At 68.3% G+C, this 21461-nt stretch carries 19 protein-coding genes and 3 pseudogenes; 12 read left to right on the top strand and 10 right to left on the bottom strand.

What is annotated here, in order from left to right:
- Positions 1-4: 4 nt before the first annotated feature.
- On the bottom strand, positions 5-361 hold the full coding sequence (locus tag ACWD3I_RS43585) for an effector-associated constant component EACC1 (protein ID WP_365411471.1): 357 nt from the start codon (positions 359-361) through the stop codon (positions 5-7).
- Between the two features lie 116 nt (positions 362-477).
- On the opposite strand from ACWD3I_RS43585, the gene ACWD3I_RS43580 reads away from it, so the two are divergent.
- Entirely contained in the window at positions 478-705 is a 228-nt protein-coding gene (locus ACWD3I_RS43580; protein ID WP_365411468.1) for a hypothetical protein, read from the top strand.
- 145 nt (positions 706-850) lie between these two features.
- Here the strand turns inward: ACWD3I_RS43580 and ACWD3I_RS43575 are convergent, their stop codons facing one another.
- Positions 851-1927 (bottom strand): hypothetical protein, encoded by a 1077-nt coding sequence (locus ACWD3I_RS43575; RefSeq protein WP_365411464.1) that lies wholly within the window; start codon positions 1925-1927, stop codon positions 851-853.
- Between the two features lie 676 nt (positions 1928-2603).
- Between ACWD3I_RS43575 and ACWD3I_RS43570 the strand changes: the two genes are divergently transcribed.
- Positions 2604-3146 (top strand): hypothetical protein, encoded by a 543-nt coding sequence (locus ACWD3I_RS43570; RefSeq protein ID WP_365411461.1) that lies wholly within the window; start codon positions 2604-2606, stop codon positions 3144-3146.
- Between the two features lie 2 nt (positions 3147-3148).
- Here ACWD3I_RS43570 and ACWD3I_RS43565 read toward each other — a convergent pair whose 3' ends face one another.
- Positions 3149-3781, bottom strand: a complete 633-nt coding sequence (locus ACWD3I_RS43565) for a DUF2461 family protein (protein ID WP_365411458.1) — start codon at positions 3779-3781, stop codon at positions 3149-3151.
- Between the two features lie 243 nt (positions 3782-4024).
- On the opposite strand from ACWD3I_RS43565, the gene ku reads away from it, so the two are divergent.
- Positions 4025-4927: a non-homologous end joining protein Ku gene (gene ku, locus ACWD3I_RS43560; RefSeq protein ID WP_365411455.1), complete on the top strand. Its 903-nt coding sequence runs from the start codon at positions 4025-4027 to the stop codon at positions 4925-4927.
- Between the two features lie 407 nt (positions 4928-5334).
- On the opposite strand, the gene ACWD3I_RS43555 is transcribed toward ku, so the two are convergent.
- On the bottom strand, positions 5335-6759 hold the full coding sequence (locus ACWD3I_RS43555) for a pentapeptide repeat-containing protein (RefSeq protein ID WP_365411452.1): 1425 nt from the start codon (positions 6757-6759) through the stop codon (positions 5335-5337).
- Between the two features lie 217 nt (positions 6760-6976).
- Here ACWD3I_RS43555 and ACWD3I_RS43550 point away from each other — a divergent pair.
- From ACWD3I_RS43550 to ACWD3I_RS43540, 3 genes and pseudogenes are all read left to right on the top strand, one after another.
- Positions 6977-7447: pseudogene (locus ACWD3I_RS43550) on the top strand (peptide-N4-asparagine amidase); the annotation flags it as partial.
- A gap of 164 nt (positions 7448-7611) precedes the next feature.
- Entirely contained in the window at positions 7612-7740 is a 129-nt protein-coding gene (locus ACWD3I_RS43545) for a hypothetical protein (protein WP_256726563.1), read from the top strand.
- A 241-nt stretch (positions 7741-7981) separates the two neighbouring features.
- Positions 7982-8803: a class I adenylate-forming enzyme family protein gene (locus ACWD3I_RS43540; protein WP_365411446.1), complete on the top strand. Its 822-nt coding sequence runs from the start codon at positions 7982-7984 to the stop codon at positions 8801-8803.
- 186 nt (positions 8804-8989) lie between these two features.
- Here ACWD3I_RS43540 and ACWD3I_RS43535 read toward each other — a convergent pair whose 3' ends face one another.
- Positions 8990-9814 carry an SDR family oxidoreductase gene (locus ACWD3I_RS43535; RefSeq protein ID WP_365413504.1) on the bottom strand — a complete coding sequence of 275 codons (825 nt, stop codon included), beginning with the start codon at positions 9812-9814 and terminating at the stop codon, positions 8990-8992.
- Between the two features lie 228 nt (positions 9815-10042).
- Here ACWD3I_RS43535 and ACWD3I_RS43530 point away from each other — a divergent pair, with 228 nt between their 5' ends.
- Positions 10043-10213, top strand: a complete 171-nt coding sequence (locus tag ACWD3I_RS43530; RefSeq protein WP_365413502.1) for an alpha/beta hydrolase family protein — start codon at positions 10043-10045, stop codon at positions 10211-10213.
- Positions 10214-11572: 1359 nt separating this feature from the next.
- Here the strand turns inward: ACWD3I_RS43530 and ACWD3I_RS43525 are convergent.
- Positions 11573-12199: pseudogene (locus tag ACWD3I_RS43525) on the bottom strand (DUF6807 family protein); the annotation flags it as partial.
- A gap of 241 nt (positions 12200-12440) precedes the next feature.
- Here ACWD3I_RS43525 and ACWD3I_RS43520 point away from each other — a divergent pair.
- Entirely contained in the window at positions 12441-13064 is a 624-nt protein-coding gene (locus ACWD3I_RS43520; RefSeq protein ID WP_365413500.1) for a TetR family transcriptional regulator, read from the top strand.
- Between the two features lie 144 nt (positions 13065-13208).
- Here the strand turns inward: ACWD3I_RS43520 and ACWD3I_RS43515 are convergent, their stop codons facing one another.
- Complete coding sequence (locus ACWD3I_RS43515; RefSeq protein WP_365413498.1) at positions 13209-14480, bottom strand: FAD-dependent oxidoreductase; 1272 nt, start codon at positions 14478-14480, stop codon at positions 13209-13211.
- Positions 14481-14739: 259 nt separating this feature from the next.
- On the opposite strand from ACWD3I_RS43515, the gene ACWD3I_RS43510 reads away from it, so the two are divergent.
- Both ACWD3I_RS43510 and ACWD3I_RS43505 read left to right on the top strand, forming a co-directional pair.
- Entirely contained in the window at positions 14740-14901 is a 162-nt protein-coding gene (locus ACWD3I_RS43510) for a hypothetical protein (RefSeq protein ID WP_365413496.1), read from the top strand.
- A gap of 430 nt (positions 14902-15331) precedes the next feature.
- On the top strand, positions 15332-16885 hold the full coding sequence (locus ACWD3I_RS43505) for a hypothetical protein (RefSeq protein WP_365413494.1): 1554 nt from the start codon (positions 15332-15334) through the stop codon (positions 16883-16885).
- Between the two features lie 392 nt (positions 16886-17277).
- On the opposite strand, the gene ACWD3I_RS43500 is transcribed toward ACWD3I_RS43505, so the two are convergent.
- On the bottom strand, positions 17278-17535 hold the full coding sequence (locus ACWD3I_RS43500) for a GntR family transcriptional regulator (protein WP_365413506.1): 258 nt from the start codon (positions 17533-17535) through the stop codon (positions 17278-17280).
- Positions 17532-18743, bottom strand: coding sequence for an IS110 family transposase (locus ACWD3I_RS43495; RefSeq protein WP_451084356.1), 1212 nt, complete (start codon positions 18741-18743; stop codon positions 17532-17534). Before ACWD3I_RS43495 ends, ACWD3I_RS43500 begins: the two co-directional genes overlap by 4 nt.
- 436 nt (positions 18744-19179) lie before the next feature.
- Between ACWD3I_RS43495 and ACWD3I_RS43490 the strand changes: the two genes are divergently transcribed.
- Positions 19180-19467: a hypothetical protein gene (locus ACWD3I_RS43490; RefSeq protein WP_365406820.1), complete on the top strand. Its 288-nt coding sequence runs from the start codon at positions 19180-19182 to the stop codon at positions 19465-19467.
- 27 nt (positions 19468-19494) lie between these two features.
- Here ACWD3I_RS43490 and ACWD3I_RS43485 read toward each other — a convergent pair.
- A pseudogene (locus ACWD3I_RS43485) lies at positions 19495-20704 on the bottom strand (IS110 family transposase).
- A 543-nt stretch (positions 20705-21247) separates the two neighbouring features.
- On the opposite strand from ACWD3I_RS43485, the gene ACWD3I_RS43480 reads away from it, so the two are divergent.
- The coding region (locus ACWD3I_RS43480) for a hypothetical protein (RefSeq protein WP_451084355.1) at positions 21248-21461 on the top strand (214 nt) is incomplete at its 3' end.

Genomic DNA, 21461 nt, shown 5'->3' with positions numbered 1-21461 from the left:
GTACCTACCGCTGCTCGCTGAGCAACTGCTCCAGCAGATGCCGGGCCTCATCAGACGACGTCCCGCTGATCGTGACCTTGCTGCCGTCGGCCCGCTCGACGATGATGGTGGGCTGTTGGGGGCGGGTAGCCCGCCATGAGGCGACCGACACGCCCAGTGAAGCGGCGCTGATTCCATTGCCGAGAACCAGGGAGACCAGGTCGAAGATCGTCGTTCCCTGCTGACCGGCGACCGAGGCCGACGACGAGGCCATCTCCAGGACCCCGGCACGGCGTATATCCCGATCCAGAAGCAACCAGTCGTGCAGAGACCGGGCTTGCTCCTCGGCCGAGTCACCAGCGAACCGGAACCTCACCTGCATCGTCCCCACCCCCATGCCGCGTTGACACTCAAGTGAGCAGCTTAGACGGAGCCTTGAGGCATATCCGACCTTTCGTTGCTTCCTCGATCCGGCGCCTCTCGCGGGACCGTGTCGCGGTGGCGTGCCAGCCCGGATTTGCCGACGGCCGCGAGAGGACCGAAGAACAGCATCGTGAAGCCGCCGCCAAACTGAGCCGGGTATGGGAGCGGATCGGCTTCGAACCCTTCCCGGACGGCGTACACATCCTCGACTGCCACCTGCAACGGCCCCAGGACCTCCTTGCCGAACGCCAGGAGGAGTTCAACGCACTATGCCGCGCTTGGCGGGACCACTACCAGTCGTAGGACCTTCGAGTCAGGCTTAGCACGTCAGAATCGTTGAGATCTATCCGCAGGCTCAAGGCGTCGGGAATCGAGGAGTCGAACCGGGCCCGGCGCTGTCTGTGTCAGGTCCTACACAGGAGCGAGCCGCCCCGGTCCGCGCGCTTCGTCACAGCAGTGTCAGCAGCTCCCGCAGCACCGCACGGACCCGGATAGGCGCGGGCAGATCGTCCATGGTGAGGGTGGAGTTGCTCTTGCCGATCTGCCGGTGCAGCGCGTCGTCGGCGATGGCCTTGAAGCGAACGAGCTCCTGTGCGTGTGCTTTGTCGGTCTTTCCGAACGGATGCTGGGCTGCCACGACCTTGAAGTCTTTGTGCCCATTGAAGACGGGCGGGATGTGGTCCAGGATCGTCCGGATCATGGCGGCGGCCGCGTGCGGCATGTCGGCGGTGTAGTTGTGGTTCAGCTCTCTGCACAGGGCGATGAGCCGGCTCAGGTTCCACGTGGTCGACTGGGCAGCCTTCTCCAGCTCGTTCAGGAGGGCCAGGTCGACGTATGGGCCCCGCTCGGGAGCGACGATGGGCGCAGCTGCGCTGACGGCGGAGGGGGTGAACTCGGCGGCCGCCGCGGTGACGATCTCGCACGTCTTCTCGACGTACTCCTCCAGGGTCTTCACGTTGCGGTACTCGAGCACGCTGCGCGTGATGTTCCACTCCCAGCTGCCGTCGCCCTTCCGGGCGCTGCCGCCGTTGGCGATCCCGGGCTCGTACGAGAGCAGGTCGGGCAGCACCTCGACAAACCGAGGCGCGAGGTGCGGCATGGCCTGCCTCAGCTCACCGGACCGCAGCTGGGCGTAGGTGACCTCGTTGGCTGAGGCGGGCTTTTCGGTGTGCAGCTTGATCATGTGGTGGAGCACGCGGAGGAAGGGCTCGCCGACCGCCGCCCGCATCTCAGGGAGGACGAGTCCGCCGGCCACGGTCACCCGCACTCTGTCGCCCTCTCCGATGGGTGGGCGCATGCCGGTGGTGTAGCCGTACCCGGCTCCGAACGGTCCGGCCACTCCGACGCGCGGCAGCGACTGGAACACCCTGTCGGCGTCGTCCCCCCTGATGTCGTAGGCGTGCTGGACGTGACCACACACCGGCCACTCGCCGGACGCGAGCCAGGGTTGGGCGAGCACCGCTAGGAAGCCACTGATCCTGTCCTGCTCGAAGGCGGGGAGGTGAGCGAATGAGAGCGTGTCCAAGAAAACCTCGTGGTGCACTGCGGGGGAGACGGAGACCCAAAGGGGACTGCGCCGTGTCCGACAGAGCGTCGGGGTGTTCATGCTACCGAGCCGTCCCCACCGTCACCCTCGGATGGATTCCTCCACCAGGTTGGCTACCAGCGATGTTGAGGGGAGGGGCTCATGTCGAGTGACGCGCCGATAGGGCCTGCCGCCGAAGGCAACCATCCGATGGTGGTGCTCATGCGCAAGATCCGGTACGACGCGGAGGTCCACGACGCGGCCCGCTCCCTCCTTGGTTCCGTCGAAAAACTCACAGTTCGGCAGGTGACCGAGGTGACCAACCATGGCTCCTACCACTGGGTATTGACTGTCACGGGCACGGTGGCCGGCCGCCAGACTCTCCTCAGTGATCACGGCGTCCTCCGGCCCGAAGCACACGACACCCGCGAGTCCATATGCGACCGGCTCATCTCGGGACCTGTGCACTCAGTCCGAGCTGACCACTGGCAATCCCTATATCGACCCCAAGGTTCTGTTCTTCGACCTTCAGCCCAACACCCCTGTGTAGTCCGCTATGGCTGGATTCGGAGATGTACTGCGGGCGGTCGCGCGCGCCCCACATGACAGCTCCACGCGAACGTCGGACGCGGACGACACCTTGATCCTTTCGGTTCCGAGCCTGTTGAATCCGCAGATGACTGAGACCGGTGTGGACCTTGGCACCGTCACCGCGCCCTCCGGGAGGCTCGTGCTGGGGATGGCGGGCTGGATCGACTACTGGCCGCAGGTCGGAGGACCACTGTCCGAGCGTGCCCGGACCGCAATAGCTGCCGGCGGCGGCCACCTGCACGGACCTGAGGACACCGAGCCATCCGCTTGGATGTGCGAGGCGATCGCCGTAGCAGCAGCCGCCGACCGGCCCCTGCAGGTCCGGGCCCGGACATCAGCCTCACCCTTCGACGGGGGCCCGACGATCGCCGTCCTGGAGGTCGACCTCGGCCTGCCCTGGCCCGGCCTCGATGCCGGCGAACCCCTGCAGCTCGGAGACCTGCCGGTCGACCGGTGCGGCATGGTCCTCGGCGACGCCCGGGGGCTGGACGGCTTCACCGGCCTGGACGGCCCGTCCACCGACGGCCTGGCGGACGACCGGTCGGCGCTGAACGTGCGCATCACCGCCAGAGTACGAGGGCCGGCGGCGCGGGTGTGGTTCCTCCCGCTCCGCGTGGCGCCCTCGTGATGTCAGGTGGCACGCTTCACGTGGCGGACCAGCCACATCAGCAGGGCGTCCAGGTCTGCGGCGGCCGAGAGGACTCGGTCGACCGCCTCGGGGGTGTGCAGCCACTGCTCGCAGCCGAGGGGACGGGCGGCGATCAGTGAACGGTGGCGCAGTAGGTGCGTACGGGAGTGGTCCGTCGGATAGCCGCGCGGGGGGCGCTTCATCACGTCCCCGGAGATGTCGTAGCCCTTCTGCAGTACGTCCTCGACGATGGCGGACAGTTCGCGGCCGCTCCTCTCGGAGGCCACGGCTTTGCGGAATGTGTCCACCTGGCCGGGATCGGGGTACCACCAGGCGCCCTGGATCCGCAGGCCGTCCAGGGAGAACCGGAGACCGATCTCGATCTTGCGGCCGAGCCGGATCACCGCGCCCTGGTGCTGCCACCACCAAGAGTCGGTGCGGTAGTGCCAGACGGAGAAGTCCTCGTACCGGGGGTCGGTGTCCGCGACCTCGTTGAGCAGGGCGATCATCGGCTGCCGGACCAGGCGTTCGCGGTCTGCGCGGTAGCGCTCGCGGGTCGCGTGGGTCGGTTCGCCCTGGAGCTGCCACAACACGTCCATGGCCTGCTCCGGCCAGCCGGTGAACTGTCCGCGCATGCGCGGAGGATAGCTCACCCATGATCCGCGCGCGGAGAGTGAGACGGGCAGGGAGACATGACCCCGGACAGAGTGGGAGGTTCTGCGGCGGGGCTCGCCGGCCAGTTCGATGTGCCGTGCGTGGTGGGCGAGTTCGTCAAGGAAGACGGAGAGTGCAGCCGATATGAAGCGGGCGGTGAGGTTGTGCAGCCGAACTTGAGATCCCACACTGAGAGGGCTCGGGGCGTACTGCGGAGGTCTGCCATGCCCCGGACTATTTGGAGCGGTGCCATCTCGTTTGGCCTGGTGACGGTGCCTATCCACGTGGTGGGGGCTACCGAGAATCACTCCATCCAGTTCCACCAGTACCACCTTGAGGACATGGGGCGGGTGCGGGTGCGGAAGGTGTGTGAGCTGGAGGACCGCGAGGTGGCCCAGGCGGAGATCGGGAAGGGCTACGAGTACGCCAAGGACCAGGTCGTGCCGGTCACCGACGAGGACCTGCAATCTCTCCTGCTCCCCACGGCGAAGGCGATCGAGATCGCCGGGTTCGTGCCCCTCGACACGGTTGACCCGATCCGGATCGGCGAGGGCTACTACCTGGCCCCGGACGGGCAGGTCGCGGCGAAGCCTTACAAGCTCCTGGTGCAGGCTCTGGGCCGGTCGTCGAAGGTGGCCGTCGCGAAGTACGCCTGGTCCGGGAGGGAGCGCCTCGGACTGATCCGCGTCCGGGACGATGTGCTGGTGCTGCATGCGATGCACTGGCCGGACGAGGTCCGCGATCCCGGCGCCGTCGACCCGCCCGACGAGGCGGTGTCGCAGGAGGAGATCGAGGGGGCGCTGGCGCTCATCGACCGCATGACCCACGAGGACCTCGAGGGCCCCGAGTTCACCGATTCCTACACCGACGCCCTGGCGAAGATCATCGAAGCGAAGCGGGAGGAGAAGCCCCTGCCCGACGTCCCGGAGCCGGAACAGCCGGGCAAGGTCCTCGATCTCATGGCCGCCCTGACCGAGTCCGTCCAGCAGGCCAGGGCCTCCCGCGGCGAGGACGCCGACGTCCACGACATGCCAGCCAGGAAGACCGCGAAGAAGCAGCCGGCCAAGAAGACGGCAGCGAAGAAGGCCACGAAGAAGACGGCAGCACGCCGCTCACGCAGTGCCTGACTCACGCGCGCGACATCGTCCAGAGCACCCGCATGTCACGGGCAGCTCGCGTAAGGGGTGGCCGCTTCCGCAGCAGGTACAGCCGACGAGCTGACCGCGTCGGCCGTGGTCGCCCCCGACCGGGTCATACCCACGTCGTCAGCTGTCCCGACCACGGCTGGTGGCAGGCTTGCCCGGGTGCGGCCGATGTGGGCAAGCCGCCTGCCCGAGGCTTGCCCAGCGGACGGCATCGGCGCGTTCCGCGCTGCGGTAGCTCCGCACCCGGCACGGAAATTGCCGACACGGTGCGCTGCGAAAACGGTGCCCTCTCCACGGAGGGGAGTTGCTCCCGCCCCACCGACGGTGCGCACCAAGATCCCGTCCAGTTGGACGCCGTCCTCGCTGGCTGACGCGGTCGTCGACCCCTCTCAGTGCTGTGGGTTCGAGGGCCGCCAAGCAGAGGGAAGGGCGACCCACAGGGGATTAGGAGAGCCGAGGGCAGCAAATAGCCCATTGGGAGTTGGACCCGTCGCGCCCTCGAAGGACACGGTGCCGTCGGTGAAGGTCGCGCTGTCGAAGGACACGGTGCCGTTGGCGAACGTCGTGCTGTTGAAGGACACGTTGCCATCGGTGAACGTCGCGCTTCGGAAGGGCACGTCGCTGCCGGAGAACCACGCGCTGTTGAAGGACACGGTGCTGCCGCCGAACGTCGTGCTGTTGAAGGACACGGTGCCGTTGGTGAAGGTCGCGCTCTCGAAGGACACGTTGCCGTCGGTGAACGTCGCGCCTCGGAAGGGCACGTCGCTGCCGGAGAACCTCGCGCCTCCGAAGGACACAGTGCCGCCGGCGAACGTAGCGCCGCGGAAGAAGACGATGCCGTCGGCAAAAGTTGCGTCGTAGAAGGTCACGATGCCGCCGGCGAACGTCGCGCTCTCGAAGGACACGTCGCTGCCGGAGAACGTCGCGCCGTCGAAGTGCATGCTGCCGTCGGCGAACGTAGCGTCGCGGAAGAATACGATGCCGTCGGCGAACGTCGCGCCTCGGAAGTGCACGCTGCTGCCCGAGAACGTTGCGCTCTCAAAGTGCACGGCGCCATCAGAGAAGGTCGCGCTGTCGAAGGACACGGTGCCGCCAGAGAACACCGCGCTGTCGAAGGACACGTTGCCGCCGGAGAACACTGCGCCGCTGAAGTCCATATCGCCGTCGATGGTGACGCCGGTGAGGTCGAGATCGCAGCCTTGCCAGGAGCGGTGGGTGCTCTGGGGGCGTCGGTAGTGGTCGCCGATGAGGCGCAGGATCGTGTGCCGGACTTTGCGCAGGGCCAGGTAGTGGTGGTGTTCCTCCTGGTGGGCAGGGTCGTTGCCGGGGTCGGGGGTGAAGGGGAGCTGGAGGTAGGCGCACAGGACATCGATGCAGGTCTGGCGCAGGCTGGTGTCGGGGGCGTCGTCGGCGAGGCCAGCCAGGGCGTGGACGCCTCCGAGCCGGACGGCGGGGGAGTCGGAGCCGAGTTTGTCGACGGCTTGGGAGAAGCGTTCGGTGTGGAGCCGGGTGGCTTCGCGGTGGGCGCCGGCCTCGTCGACGCGCTGGCGGCGGTAGGCGACGACCAGGGCGACGAGTGCCCCGGCGCCGGCGACTACGCCGAAGGAGAGCTTCACCAGGTCGAAGAGCGTGTTCGCGTCGAGTTTGGCGGTGCTGTCGATCTCCTTCACGTCCAGCAGTTGCACCAGGCCGTAGAAGATGCCGCCCGCGACGAGGACGGCGGTGGCGAAGGCGAGGGCTAGTGCCCGGCCGACCGCCCATAGCCGCAACTCCCGGTCGTCCGGGGCGGGTCGGGGCCTTCGATTGGCTGTCATGACGATGAGGACAAGGCGCCGACGTCAGTGGTTGCAGCCGGTCCGTTGCGCGCCGTTGGTCGAGCTGATGGGGTGGAACCCCAGTCCGGTGCCCAGCGGACAGACCGGCTGGAGTGCCCCGACGAACATTCTGGTGTGGCAGGACACCCACAAGGCGGTGGTGACGGGCGCGCCGAAGGTGACGAACACCTACGAGGACGGATCCCTGCGCAGCCTGGTGACGGAGGGCACGCACAGCCTCAAGGTCTCCGGCTACCTCGACACCTCCCACGGCCGGGTCACCACCACGGTCGACCGGTCCCTGACCACGGCGATCACCCACCACTGGACCCCGGACGAGACCACCGACAACCAGACCGGCCGCTGGACCGATGCCCAGAAGGTCACCGTGAACGGCCACACCTCGCGCACCGACCGCACGTACACACTGGACGGCCGCTCCACGATCGACACGGACAACGGGCTCCGCGTGATCATGTCCATCGACGACCATGCCCGCACGGACGGCATCCTCAGCGACGACAAGTACGCCGGAGACGCGACGTTCACGCTGGGCGTGGCCCGAGAGGACCGGCATGCCGTGGCGACGACGAGCGAGCGGTACCGGCTCAGCGGAGCGGGGGTGTGCTACGACCACACGCTCGCCACGGAACAGGGCGTCCTGACGAGGGACGTACGACGCTGCTGACCATGGTCAACTGAACGCGCCCGAGGGCGCATCCGGACGGCGAGTGCGTTGCCGCAGCCGGTGGTGTGCGTGGGTTCGTCGCCGAGTGTTGCCGCCGCGGGGCCCTGAGGTATGGCCGAGTGTGCTCGGCGCTCCGGAAGACTCTGTCGAATTCGTTGCGGATCATGAGTACCCGGTCATCCGCGAGCTGCACGATCCTGACGGTGGTGACGCCCCACACGGTGCGTCCGGCCGTGGCGGCCCGGAAGTCGGGATCCTGGATGTACATCCAGGACGTCCAGTGGTCCAGGTAGTGCTTGGTGTGGGAGGCCAGCGCGTACGCGTGCACAGCGGAGGTGCTCACGATATGGGTCGCGGCGAGGGTGGCCTCGAGAAGCAGCGTGTGGTTGCCCTCCATGGGCCGTGTGGGGTGCCCCGCGCCGTGCCGCGGGTCGTCGAAGTCGGGGGAGCAGATGCTCGGCGAGCGAGATCCACTGCTGGTCGACGTCGGCGGGAAGTCGGGCGGCGGCCTGGCGCTCGAGCAACGCCGCCTTCGTGGCCGCCCGCGCCGGATTCACCCGGAACGGCGTCTGGGGCAGCGCGCTGCCACTGTTCCACACCACCGGCTGCGACCTGACGGTGCTCGGAGTGGCCACCGCCAACGGCACCCTCGTGCTCGTCCAGGTCTTCCAGCCCGCCCTGGTTCTGGAGGCGCTGCAGAAGTGGCGGGTCAGCTTCTTCGCCGGAGTCCCGGCGATGCTCTCCGCCCTGCTGAACCACCCCTCGTTCGACTCCTATGATCTCAGCGCCTGCTCCGCCGTCCTGTCCGGCGGTGACCGGGTGCCTCCAGAACTCGTTGAGGAGACCGAGCGCCGCTTCGGCGCGCTTCCGGGTGAGATCTGCGCCCGTGGATACCAGGTCATGCTCGGCTACCACGACTTCCCCGAGGCCACCGCGCAGACCGTCGACCGCGACGGATGGCTGCACACCGGCGACCTGGGCGTGATGGACGAGCGCCGCTACGTCACCGTCACCGGCCGCCTGAAGGACATGATCATCCGAGGCGGGGAGAACCTCTACCCCGCCGAGGTCGAGGCGGCGCTCAGCACCCACCCCAAGGTGCGGCAGGCCGCCGTGCTCGACCTCTCCGACCCGGCGTGGGGCGAGCAGGTCGCCGCCGTGATCAACGCCACCGATCCGGCCGACCCGCCCACCGCTGCCGGACACCACGACCACCTGCACACGGCTCTGGCCCCGTACAAGACACCACGCCACTGGTACCTGGCCGACGCCATTCCTGCCAACGCCATGGGAAAGATCCAGAAGTTTGTCCTGCGACGGCAGATCAGTGACGGGAACCTGAAGCCGCTGCCCTGAGGTAACCCGTCCGTCCCTTGCCTGCCCATCGGTTGAGAGCTGCCAAGCCGGAGGACAGGTGGCTACTTCGCAAAAGCTCGACCTGCGAGCGTGCGGCTGCTCGCTGGGGAAGTGCACACGCCCGCTGACCGCTCCCATGGCCATGGGAGCGGTCAGCGGGCGTGACCGGCGCGGCCGTCGCACGGGTTACGCGGCGTTGCCCTGCGCTTGGGTGGAGATGTCGGCCCATTCCTGCCAGGTCTTCAGGCGCTCGGCGTAGACCTGGGGGACGAGGTGGAGGGGGGCGGTGCCGAAGAAGATGCGCAGGGGCGGGTTGTCGGCGTCGACGATCTTCAGCAGGGCGGGGCCGGTTGCGGCGGGGTCGCCGGACTCGACGTCACTCCAGGCGGCGGCGACGGCGGTGCGCAGGTCGTCGTAGGCCGGCAGCTGTGTGGCAAAGGTGGCGGAGGAGCCTGCCCAGTCGGTTTCGAAACCGCCGGGCTCGACGAGGGTGACCTTGATGCCGAAGCTGGCGACCTCCTGGGCGAGGGCCTCGGTCAGGCCTTCCAGGGCCCACTTGGAGGCGTTGTAGCCGCCCAGGTTGGGGAAGGAGGTGACGCCACCGACAGTGGAGATCTGCACGATGTGGCCGCTGTTCTGGGCGCGCAGGAGGGGCAGGGCGGCCTGGGTGACCCACAGGGCGCCGTAGAAGTTGGTCTCCATCTGACCGCGGACCTGCTGTTCCGTCAGCTCCTCGACCGCGCCGAACAGTCCGTGCCCGGCGTTGTTGACGATCACGTCCAGGCGGCCGAAGTGCTCGTGCGCCCGCTGGACGGCCTCGAACGCGGCGGGCTTGTCGGTGACGTCCAGCTTCAGCGGCAGGACCGCCTCACCGTGGGCGGCCACCAGATCCGCCAGGGAGTCGGTGTTGCGGGCGGTGGCCGCGACCTTGTCGCCACGCTCCAGGGCCGCCTGGGCGAACTGACGGCCGAAGCCACGCGACGAGCCAGTGATGAACCAGATCTTGCTCATGGGAAAGCTCTTCTCTTCGAGCTGAAGTCTTATGAGAAGACTGTATATCGGACTGATACTGAGTATCAAGTCGAGTCGTGGGATCGGAAGTGTCGAGGACGGTAAGAGTGGCGAGGACGGCGGAGAGCCACCTAGCAGAGGCAGGTGAGAGCGCAGTGCCACAGAGGCCCCACCGGACGGCGCGCGCCGCGGCGAGTGTGCGAGTTCGATCCCCTGCGGGACGAGTGAATGAGCTACGCGCAGCGGTTGGTACAGGCGGGAGTCACCACGGAGCTCCACCTCTACCCGGGGGCGTTCCATGGCTCCGCAGGGCTCCCCGGCACGGTACTCAGCCAGGCGATGCTCGCAGGCGGGCTGGACGGCCTCCAGCGAGGACTGCGCGTGCGCTCGGCGGCGTAGCAGCACTTTTCATGGTGGCGGAGAGTCTGGAAACGCGCCGACGGGCGGGGACCACCTAATTTCCGACGGCTCGGCGCCACACTTCGACAGGCAGGGCACCGGCGGGCGTGCCACGCGGATGCGGCCGCCCCGCGTGCACCAGCGGTACGGCGAGCCGGGCAGAGCGGCCCACGTCGAACACGAGGAACCGGGGGTGGCACGCTCGCGTCGGTGGCCGGCGCGGCCACGGCCCGGTGGCGCGACGTGTCAACCTCGGGCGGCGCCGTCGACTTCACGCAGCGCAGATCGGCGGGCCGCCGAGCTGGAGGGCCGCGTCGTGCTGACGCAGCATCGGACCGCCGTGAACAACTCCGGCACTCCCACCTGCCCGGGGCCCGAAACCCGGCGTGGCCGGTTCAACTCCACCCGGTGTTCACGATCCTGGAGGCGCCGCGCCGCCATCGTCATCAAGCGGCTGAATCGGGTGTATCTCGCGCAGGGGCGCGTAGGGGAGCGGGGCGTGCCCCCTGTAGGTGGTGACGAGGGGCCAGGTCGGCGGTCGGCAACTCGTTGTCCACGCTGTCGTCGGACTCTGCCACCACGCGGACTCAGTGGACCTGGACCGAGGGCTCGCCGGGACAGTCGCGGACGGCCTCCCGCGGCAGGGTGCTCGCGTCGTCGGGCCGGATCAGAGCCTTGACGTTGACCGCGTCCACAGCCGGACCAGCAGAGTGGCGGCGAACGACGTGAGCTCGTAGGCGCGGTCGACGCGGGCGCAGATCCTCACCGAAGCGCCGCCGCAACCGGGTCGGCGCCTCACGCGCACGTGGACCGAGGTTTGGAGCTGGTCCGCTGGCTGGGGTCCGGTAGGCGGCTCAATAGGTGGACATCGGTGGCTCGCCATGCGTCCTGTGGATCGGTGGCATACCAGTTCGACCATTCCGCATCGGTGCGGCTGTTGTCACTATCAACGACGTCGGCGGGACGAGCAGGCACCGAAAGCCCCGCGCGTCGTCGGCGGCCCCACCCCACCTCCTGCCGCCCGGCCGAGAGTCGGACGGCAGCCCGCCCCAGGAGAAGACGACGATGGTGGTATCCGAAGGGACCCCTGTGCCTCCCGCGCAGGTCGCCGCTGACGCGAGCGGGTCACAACGGCCGCGCAGCCGGCCCGCCGAGACGGCCGCTGCGCGAACTCATCCACGGCCACCTTGTCCGGTTCCGGCAGAGCAGGAACGGAGCAGCGTCGGGACGCCCGCCGTCTCACGGTTCGTCGAGAGGCGCCGGGCCGTTGCGATGTCAGCCGGGGTCGCGAGGAAGGCGTGCACTCCCTGGTGAGCGGGGAGTGCACGCCGCCGGGGCAGCACAGTGAGCGGGGTCCTATCACTCCGTCGCGAAGCGTCCTGAAGAGGATTCCGTGGATTCCGCGGCACGTGCGGACGGCGTGTCCGACCGTGTGAGCACCCGTCGTACCTCGTCGGCGAGTGCGGGAGCCGCGTCCGCGTCGGCATCGGCGATCCCGACCCCGTAGCGGAACCGCACGGTCGCGCCGTCCTCGACGGTCACCTCCTCGCTGAAGAACGGTGCCGGGTTGAGGCAGGCGAACTCCTTGGTCCGGGCGAACCACTGCGGCGGGTGACTCGGGTTGGCCGCGTTGTCGACCATGAGCACCAGCGACTGCATGTCCGTCTCGTCATGGCGGCCTGCGAAGCCCATCCACTCCATGCGCCGCCCGCGGACCTCGTCGCCGCCGAGGCCTTCCTCGGTCACGAACTGTCCGCCGGTGAACGACCGGGGGCCACGCCAGAACAGGCCGCCGTAGCCGGCGTTCTCCCGTCCCTTGGTGGTCGGGGACCCCATGGAGACGTCCGTTCCGGAGACGTTGGTCATCTGCGTCTCGAACGTCAACACCCAGGCGTGCGGGGAGATCAGTCTCGCCCGCAGCGTCCTGCGCTCGGTGAAGAACAGCGCGCCGGACTGGGTGGTGCAGTGCCAGCGTCGCCGTTGGCCCCGGCGTAAGCGCTGCCGTCCGCGAGGAAGGACTGGGCGCGTGCCCTTCCGCGGTAAACACCGCGACCTCTACGTCGGTCCGCAGGCCCTCAATGTCGCCCGAGCGCGCATCCGGGCCGTCGGCGAACAGGCCATGGCCACCCTGAAGCTGACGTCTCCTGCGCAAACTGCAGTGCAGCTGCCGGGATCCCGTGCTTCTGATGCTCAGTATCAGATTGAGCCGCTGTTGTATTCTTTACTCATGACCGATTCTGCCCGCGCCTCCGCCCAGTCCGAGACCAAGCCGCCCGGCCTGCGGGAGCGTATGCGTGCGACGGTCCGGAAGGAAGTCGTCGAGGTCGCGCTCCGGCTCTTCATCGAGCAAGGGTTCGACGGGACTACTGTCGACCAGATCGCCGGTGAGGTCGGGCTGTCGCGTGCCAGCCTGTTCCGGTACTTCGGTACCAAAGAAGACATGGTCCTGCAGGGTTTGGAGGAGACCGGCCTTCAGATCGCGGAGGCGTTCGCCGCCCGCCCCGACACCGAGCGTCCCTGGGAGGCGCTGCGCAGGGCGTTCGACGTCCTCACGCAGGCGAACGAGCAGGCGCCCGAGCAGACACTCGCCTACCTGCGCATGCTCCAGGAGACTCCGTCACTGCGCGCCCGGCACTTCGAGAAGCAGCTGAGCTGGCAGGCGATGCTGGAGCCGGAGATCGCCCGGCGGCTGGGCGTCAGCGCCGACCAGCCGGAGGAGGTCGGGCCGAACTCGCTTTCCGGGGCCGCGCTCGCCTGTCTGGATGCGGCCGCGACGGGCTGGGTGGCCTGCGAGGGCGCCGTGCCCCTGGCCGTACTGCTCGACCGCGCGATGGACACGCTGACGGAGTAGTTTCACCAGGGCCCCCGTCCTCCTGGAGCCACCGCGATGCGCCCACCGTGTGGCTGACCCGGGGTTTGCCGCCGCCAACTTGCCCCGGGGTCCGCTCGGCCACCTCCGAGCGGATCCCGGCGCTACGCTGACCTGCCACGTGGTTCAGGAAGCGGTGTCGGTGTCATGCGCCTCGCCGCGGCCGAGACCGAGAAGCGCCCTGAAGCGGGCTTCGGCCCGGTCGATCTGACCGAGCTGAGTGAGGATCGATACGGGGGTGGAGTCACCGACCACCTTCTGCATCAGCGGGGTGCGGTCCAGGATCGCGTCCCGGATCGGCTGCAGAGCGCGCGGCGCGTGATGGAAGACCTGCCCGAGGGCGTAGGCGTGCTGGGACTGCCGGGCGGTGTGCGGCTTGCGGGGGGCCTCGAAGGCGTCGAGTGCCTGGCGGACGGCGCCGTAGTCGCTCAGGTCCACCCCTGCCAGGTGGCGGCCGATGAAATAGCCGTCCTCGGTGGCCATACCGGCGCCGTACCCGGCGTACGGGGAGGTGGGATGAGCGGCGTCGCCGACAAGGGTGGCGCGGCCCTTGGACCACTGCTTCAGCGGCTTGCGGTCGCGGATCACCCAGCGCTGAACGTGTGCGGGGTCGGTCGCGGCGATCAGCTGAGGGAACGGGTGGGCGAAGCCCTGACCGAGGCCGGTCGCGGTCGAGTGCAGGTCACCGGTGAATTCCCGGCTTGCGTCGAAGGCTTCGAGTACCCACCACTGGTGGCCGTCACGTCCCTTGTCGCGGATGGAGGTCCAACTGCCCTGCACCGTGCGGGTGTGGGAGAGGACCCACATCCCGTGCTCGGTCTCGACGCTGTCGTCGAAGGTGTAGCCGCCGAAGATGTGCAGGTTGTGCTCGCGCTTGGGGCTGTCGCCCCACAGGGTGCGGCGGACCAGGGAATCGATGCCGTCCGCGCCGATCATGAGGTCCGCCTCGTGGACTCGTCCGTCCGCGAGGTGCAGTCGAACACCGCTCTCGTCCTGCTCGACGCTCTCCACTGTGTGGTTGACCCGCAGGACTCCCTTGGGGAGCGCGTCGAGCAGCCGCTCGTACAACTCGGGGCGCAGCAGGCCGACGAAGCCGCCGCCGTAGTCGCGGACAACCTGTTCCGGAAGGGTCGCGCGGACCCGGCGGCGGCCGCGGGCGTTGCGGAACTCGGACGTGCAGGGCGCACCCAGGTCCTCGGTGTTCACTCCGAACAGCCCGAGTGCCTTGATGGGGGGTGGCCACAGGTTGAGGATGTTGCCGGCGGGTCTGGCCTGCGGGTAGCGCTCGAACAGTACGACGTCGTGGCCAGCCTGATGGACGGACAGTGCGGCGGCCATGCCACCGGGTCCGGCACCGATCACGGCGACGCGGCCGCGTTTGGCGGGAAGTCTCGTCATGGTGGGTTCCTCAGCTTTGGTCGTCGTTGACCTGCTTCAAGCGGCGGTGTGCAGTTTCGCGGCGGCTGGCCGCAGTATCTGAGGTCCATCAGAAGAAGCTGGAGAAGTACGCCGCGAATCCAAATGGCTTGCGCCGCCGCCAGTTCTTCCTGGCTATCGAGCCTCGGCACTCGAGGCCCTCATTGATCTCCCGCTCCTCGTTTCGGTGACCAGCGGAGTCCACCAGGCAGGCTTCCACGCGAAACCCAAGCCCTTCGTGATGGCCAGCACGAGACGGCAACCGGCCTCGCCACACCTCGAGCCGGTGTCGGCCCTCGACGTGTCCCTCCAGGCACAGGTAGCCCACGTCCTGATGAAGCCGCACGCCGACCTCGGGCTGACCGCAACCTGGTCCGGCTCGTCGCCGACCGGGTGGCCGTGATGGTACATGGGGCGTGTGGTGGCGACCGGGACGACCGAGGAGCTATACGGACACCCGCTTCACCCAGGCACTGCTGAGCGCTTCGCCCGGTCGTGCCACGGCCGTGGACCTCGCCGACGACGTCCTCCCCGAAGCAGCCTTCCGAGGACGAGGCGTCGGGCCCACTTGGGACGGCGGAGGGCTGCCCTCACCGCACCCGCTGTCCCAAGGCGCGTGACATCTGCCGTACCGAGAGGCCCGAGTTGGGCAGTGGCAGGCACCCCAACGCCCGCGCCCGTCTTCTCGCTGACAAAGAATAACCTTCTCCTCTATGGCATCAGGGGTTCTCTGTGAGCGTGAGTCTCCCTATGCTGAAACCGCCCGTCGGTCCCCCCACATCCGCGACAACAGGCCGTCGTTGCTTCATGGAAGCGAGGTTTTCCCCGTGCGCATGAGTACGAGACTTCCCACCCGGCGGGGGTTGCTGGCCGGAGCGGCCGCCTCGCTGCTGGCCGTGACGTCCGTTCAGTCCATCGCGGCTCAGGCGGCCGAACCCTCCACCTCTCCCTCCCCGGCCGAGGTCTCGGTCGACTTCGGCTCACGCGAGGGCCGAATGCCGCACCCGGAACGGCTGAACAACTTCGGCAACGTCACGGCGTGGCCCGACCAGCGCGCCGCCGACACGAAGTTCCTGAACCGGCAGGGCCTGCACGGCGACATCTACCGGATCTGGCTCAGCAGCCCGAACGCGGCGGACAGCCTCGACGTGTTCAACCTGTGTGACCTGAAGACACAGAGGTGCGACCTGTCCAAGCTGGGCGCCTACCTCACCGCGGCGAGCACGGTCTCCGACTCGGTGCTGATCAACCTCAACCCGACGGACTTCGTCGAAGGGAAGCGGCCCTTCGACGACCTCGAGCCGATGCTCGAACTGATCGTGCGGAGCGTCAAGGCGAAGTACCCCCGTGTCAAGTACGTGGAGGCCTTCAACGAGCCGGACTGGCAGTTCCACGGCCAGCAGCGCAAGGCGGGTACCTCGGCGGACAGGACGACGCTGCAACCGGGTGACCTGTACCGCTTCTACGAGCCCTACTACGAGGCCGTCGACAAGGTCAACAAGGGCGTGCGGCGCGCAGACCGGATCAAGCTCGGCGGACCGGCGCTGATGTGGATGGACCCGAAGTGGATGAGGCCCTTCCTCGACGACTACGCCGCCGACCGGGACCCGCGCAAGCGCCTGGACTTCCTCTCCTATCACGCGTACCTCCAATGGGACGACAACTATCAGACGCCGACGCTGTACAACGGCGACCTGAGGGTGGTGGCGTCCCAGCGGGATGCCCTACGCGGCTGGCTTGAGGAGCGCCGCATCCGCGGGCACATCCCGAGCTATGTCACCGAGACGGGCGTCTACCCGGGTCCGGCCTACGACGACACCGACCCCAAGAAGGACTACATCCGGCAGGCGGCCGGTATGGCCACCTACAACTACTACTTCGCGAACCAGCCGGATACCTACATGTTCAACTGGTGCGTCCGGCACCGGGTCGAGGAGCGCAAGGACCAGCTCGTGACCCGAACCCCGAACGGGCCGGTCAACGACACCTTCACTCCCTACGGCAACATGATGCTGATGCAATCCCGGATGAAGGACACCAGGGTTGCCGCCGAGTCGGACGCGCTCGAAGGGGACAACGGCGTCTATGCGATGGCGTCGAAGGACCGTACCGGTGCGTCGCTGATGCTTTGGAACTGGCAGCATGTGGGCGACCGCAGCTATCGGGCCACCATCGACATGTCCCGGATGCCGTCCGAGCTCAGGAACCGTCCGGTCCGCCAGCTCATGTACCGGATCGACCAGAACACCAGCAACTACTTCTCCGACCCGGCCAAGGCTGGTCTTCAGTTGGTCGACAAGAAGATTGTCAGGCCTGGCAGGACGTACACCGCCACCGTCGATCTCGCGCCCAACGCGATCTACCTGATCGTCCTGGAACGCGCCTGAATCGCGGGAGCGGCACCGCCCGGTGCCGCTCCCGCGACCAGCGCCGTCTCCACGGCGCTCAGGTGGATCGCCATCACATGGTGGGCTCGTCGGGCGTCGCGCCGTGGCCTGCGACACCAGTCGGCGGTGGTGCTCCAGACATTCCGTCGCGGCGTGCTTGCGGCTGCGAGAGCGGTACTGATGAGCGACCTCTCCAGTGCCAGCAGCACGCTGTTGCGGGACGCGGCGACAGGCAAGGTGGAAGGACAGGTCGGGCTCCGGCATGCCCTCGTCCGCCGGTGTCGCCCGTGCCTCTTCCGCGAAATCAGCCTCAAGGGCGGCGAGGTCGGTGGGGTGGTGGGACAGCGCAGCCTGCTCCGCGCAGACCGGCTCGATCGCCGCACGTGCCACGGTCACATCGAGCGGGCTGTGTTCGCCGAGGGCGGCGGCCTGGGCGCGCCGGAACATGACGCTCGAACCCCTTCTGTGGCCACGTACGTGCCGCTGCCGGTGCGGATGCCCAGGACCCCGGCGTGTTCCAGTACGCGCAGCGCTTCCGGCACAGAGCAACGGCTGACCTGCGACCGGCTCGTCGGCGTCCGCTCTGCCGGCAGGGCGCTGCCCGGGGGGGGGCTTCTATCTGTTCGGTCAAGGTCTGCTGGCTTGGTCAGGCTGCTTGCTGGTGCCCGGGTTGGTAGGGGGTGCGGTGTTTGAGCATGGCGTGCAGGACGTCGATGCGGCGGCGGGTGAGGCAGATGAGGGCGGCGTTGTGGCGCTTGTTTTCCGCCCGTTTCTTGTCGTAGTAGGCCCGTGATTCGGGACTGCTCAGCGAGGCGAACGAGGCCAGGAACAGGGCCCGTTTGAGGGTCTTGTTTCCGCCGCGGGGCGGTCCTTCGCCGCGGATGGAGGTCCCGGATCGACGTGTGGTGGGGGTCAGTCCCGCGTAGGAGGCCAGGTGGGCAGCGGTGGGGAATGCGCTGGCGTCGCCGATCTCGGCCAGGATGCGGGCGCCGGTCCTGACCGCGACCCCGGGCATGGAGGTCAGGACCTTCGCGAGAGGGTGGGCCTGCAGCAGGGCCGTCATGCGGGTCTCCAGGATCTCGCGGCGCTTGAGGAGCACGGTGAGAGACTCGGCCAGACCGGAGATGATCTCGCCGGCCGAGCCGGTGCCGGGGACCTGGACGGTCTGCTCGGCCAGGGCGGCATGGATCCGTCCGGCCAGCTCCCGCGGGGTCCGCATCCGTGGGGCGGCGTCGGTCATGACCTCGATGAGTTCCTCGGTGCCGGCCTGAGCCAGTGCCGCCGGGGAGCCGAACGTCTGCAGCACGGCCAGGACCGCCGGGTGACGCAGCCGCGGTCCCAGGACGCGTTCCAGGGCCGGATGGATCGAGGTGAGCAGGCCGCGCAGCCGGTTGGAGGTGCGGGTGGCGTCCTGGGCGAGGTCGTCGTCATAGCCCAGAACCATGGTCAGTTCGGCCCGCACGCCCTCGGCGGGGTCGATGGAGTGCAGCAGGTGGGGCATGATGCGGGCGGCATCGGCGATGACATAGGCGTCGCGGGCGTCGGTCTTGCCGGTGCCGGGATGGCAGTCGGCCAGGCGGCGCATGGACAGGCCGGGCAGGTAGGCCACCTCGCATCCGCTGGCGCGGGCCACGGCCACCGCCAAGGTCCCCACGGACGCAGGCTGGTCGACCACGACCAGGACATTCCCCCGCCGTCCCAGGCGTACGAACAGCTCCCGCAGCTGGGGCTCGCCGTTGGGCAGCGGCTTGTCGAAGACCGTACGGCCGTCGGCCAACAGGGCCGTGCCGTGATGGGCGGACTTGCCCACATCCAAGGCGCAGAACACATCGATCGACGTGAAGTCGTTGCTGGTCACCGGGCTTTCCCTCCCCGGAGTCACCGCCGGTGGCCCGACCGGCACCGGAGATCGGCAGCCACATTACGCAGCCCTGCCTGTCGGCGGACACGCTTCCATCAGCGACCACCCGGTGCCGCCAGGACCGGCGACAGCACCCCCCGGATCATCAAGGACAGGGGCAACGAGTCATACCGGCCCCGAGGGCCACGAGCCCGAACCGGGCGCTACAACGAAGGTAATGGGTGTCTCTATGTTCTTCGTCAAGCGTGTGGGCGGCCTCTGCCCGGGGTTTGATCGTCTTTGTGGGGCGTGAGACTGTCTGGTCGTGCCAGAGATGACGAGTGGGTTGGAGGCGGTCTTGGCTGAGGCGTCGTCTCCTTCGTGGACGCGGCGTGTTCGTTCCGGGCGTGACCTTGCTTCCTTCGCTGATGTTTCTGAGGCTGCGGAAGCGTTGGTGGGACTGCTGCTGGACGTCGAGGACACGGCGGTGACCCGGCAGACGGCAGAGGCTTTGACCCGGGTGGGGACGGTGACCGCCATGAGGCTTATCGCTCTCGCGGTTGCCGAGGCTGACGACAACCAGGCCGACTGGCTGCAGACCGGGGTGCATGACGCGCTCGTGGGACCGGGCGGTGCGCAGGACGTCGCAGCGGCCTGCGGGAAGCTCGCCCGGGACCCGGAAGAAGCGGTCCGTCGGGGGGCCGCAGATATCTCGGCATGGGCAGGCGGCCCTAGGTGTTGATCTGCGTCAGCCGTTGTGTGGGCTGGTTCATGCAGCCGTCGCCTGGGGGACGCGGGGTTCGTAGAAGGTGCCGTCGCGGAGCATCGCGAACAGGACGCTGACGCGCTGGCGGGCAAGGCGGAGGAGGGCTTGAGTGTGGGTCTTTCCCCGGGCTCGCTGGCGCTCGTAGTAGGTGCGGGAGGCGGGATCGGCGTTCATGCAGGCGAAGGCGGACAGGAACATGGCGCGTTTGAGCTGCCGGTTGCCGCCTCGGGGTGCGTGTTCGCCGTGGATCGAGGTCCCCGACGACTTCGTGGTCGGGGCGAGGCCGGCGTAGGAGGCGAGGCGGGCGGCGGAGGGGAAGCCGGTGCCGTCGCCGACGGTGACCAGCAGGACGGCGGCGGTCCTGACACCGACGCCGGGCATCGACGTCAGGACCGGGGAAAGGGTGGGCCTCCAGCAGGGCGTTGATCTGGGCTTCCAGGGCCCGGCGCTGGTCATGGACGGCGGCGAGCGAGCGGGCCAGGGAGGGCACGACGATGTCGAGGGTGCCGGTCCCCGGGACCACGACGGTCTGCTCGTCCAACGCGTCGAAGACGTCGTCGATCAGCCGGGCGGCCATGCGCGCGGCCTTGGGCCGGAGGAGCTCGACGAGCCTGCGGCGGCCGGCCTTGCGCAGCGCGGCCGGCGAACCGTAGCGCTCCAGCAGCCAGGTGACGGCCTGGTGGTCCAGACGCGGGCCCAGGACGCGTTCCAGTGACGGGGGGAACTGGGTGAGCAGGCCGCGTATCCGGTTCGATGTGCGGGTGGCCTCGGCCGCGAGGTCCTGGTCGAAGCCCACGAGCACGGTCAGTTCGGCGGTGATCTCGTCGGTGAGTTCCAGCGAGCGCAGGGTGTGCGGCAGGGTGCGTGCGGCGTCTGCGATGACCGCGGCATCCTTCGCGTCGGTCTTCGCCTCGCCGGGGTAGAGGTCGGCGATCCGGCGCATGGCCTGTCCGGGCAGCTAGGCGACCTTGCAGCCCGCGTCCCGGGCCACGGCCAGCGGGAGGGCGCCGATGGAGGCGGGCTGGTCAACGATCACCAGCACGGTGCCGAACTTGGCGGTCAGTTTGTCAAAGACGGCCCGCAGTTTCGGCTCACTGTTGGGCAGCTGCTTGTCGAGGACCTTCTTCCCGGCCGGGGTGAGCCCGTGGCCGTGATGGGCACTCTTGCCGACGTCCAGGCCGAGGAACACGCCCACGTCTTCGGTGTCGAACATCGCGCCCTTCCAAGGGTGTTGACCGTGCCGGCCTCGGCATGGGTGTCGTACGCGCGCATCCACGTTATGCAGACCTGCCGCCCGTACGCGGTCGGGCGTTGCGCCGGACCGGGCGGTGGCCGGACCTCTGACTTGTTGAATCGACCCCAGACGCGCGGTCTGCAGCCGTAGCGTCCAGGGTGCCGACCGGCACGGGCTCGCGTGACCTCATGCCGCCCCAACTCGGGCTGGCTCATGATGAGTTTGCCGCCGCCGGCCGGCACTCGCGCGGTGTGGCTCGACAGAGGCGTGACCAATGGACGCTGAGACTTCAAGTCAGAGTGCCCACCACACCCATGGACTGGACCCGGCAACCATGACCACGCGACACTTCGACAACAGGGCCTCTTGCTTCTCGCTGGACTCAACAACCGCGAGATACCAAGAGGCCCTTCCTCCATGCCCCGGCATCGGCCAACTCACCCGAACCAGCACCCTGTTCGAACCCGATAGACTCCACGAACGGATAGAGAACGGCCAGTCAAGCAGTGGTGCGGTTTGGCCATGCGAACGGACAAGCTCGCCATCACCTACCAGGCTGCACTCCACCTCGCCGCCATCCATCTGGGCCCGGCGATAGCCTCAGCGATCGACCACCCAGCACGCGTCCGCAGGCCAGGATTCCGTGCTGACGATGTGTTTTACGAGCCTGAACGCCTCACCGATGGGGACGGTGTCTTCGTCCGGGTACTCGTCATGCTGGCCGTTGCAGAGGAGG

The sequence above is a fragment of the Streptomyces sp. NPDC002817 genome, assembly GCF_053592055.1.
This window is presented reverse-complemented; position numbering and strand designations above follow the sequence as displayed.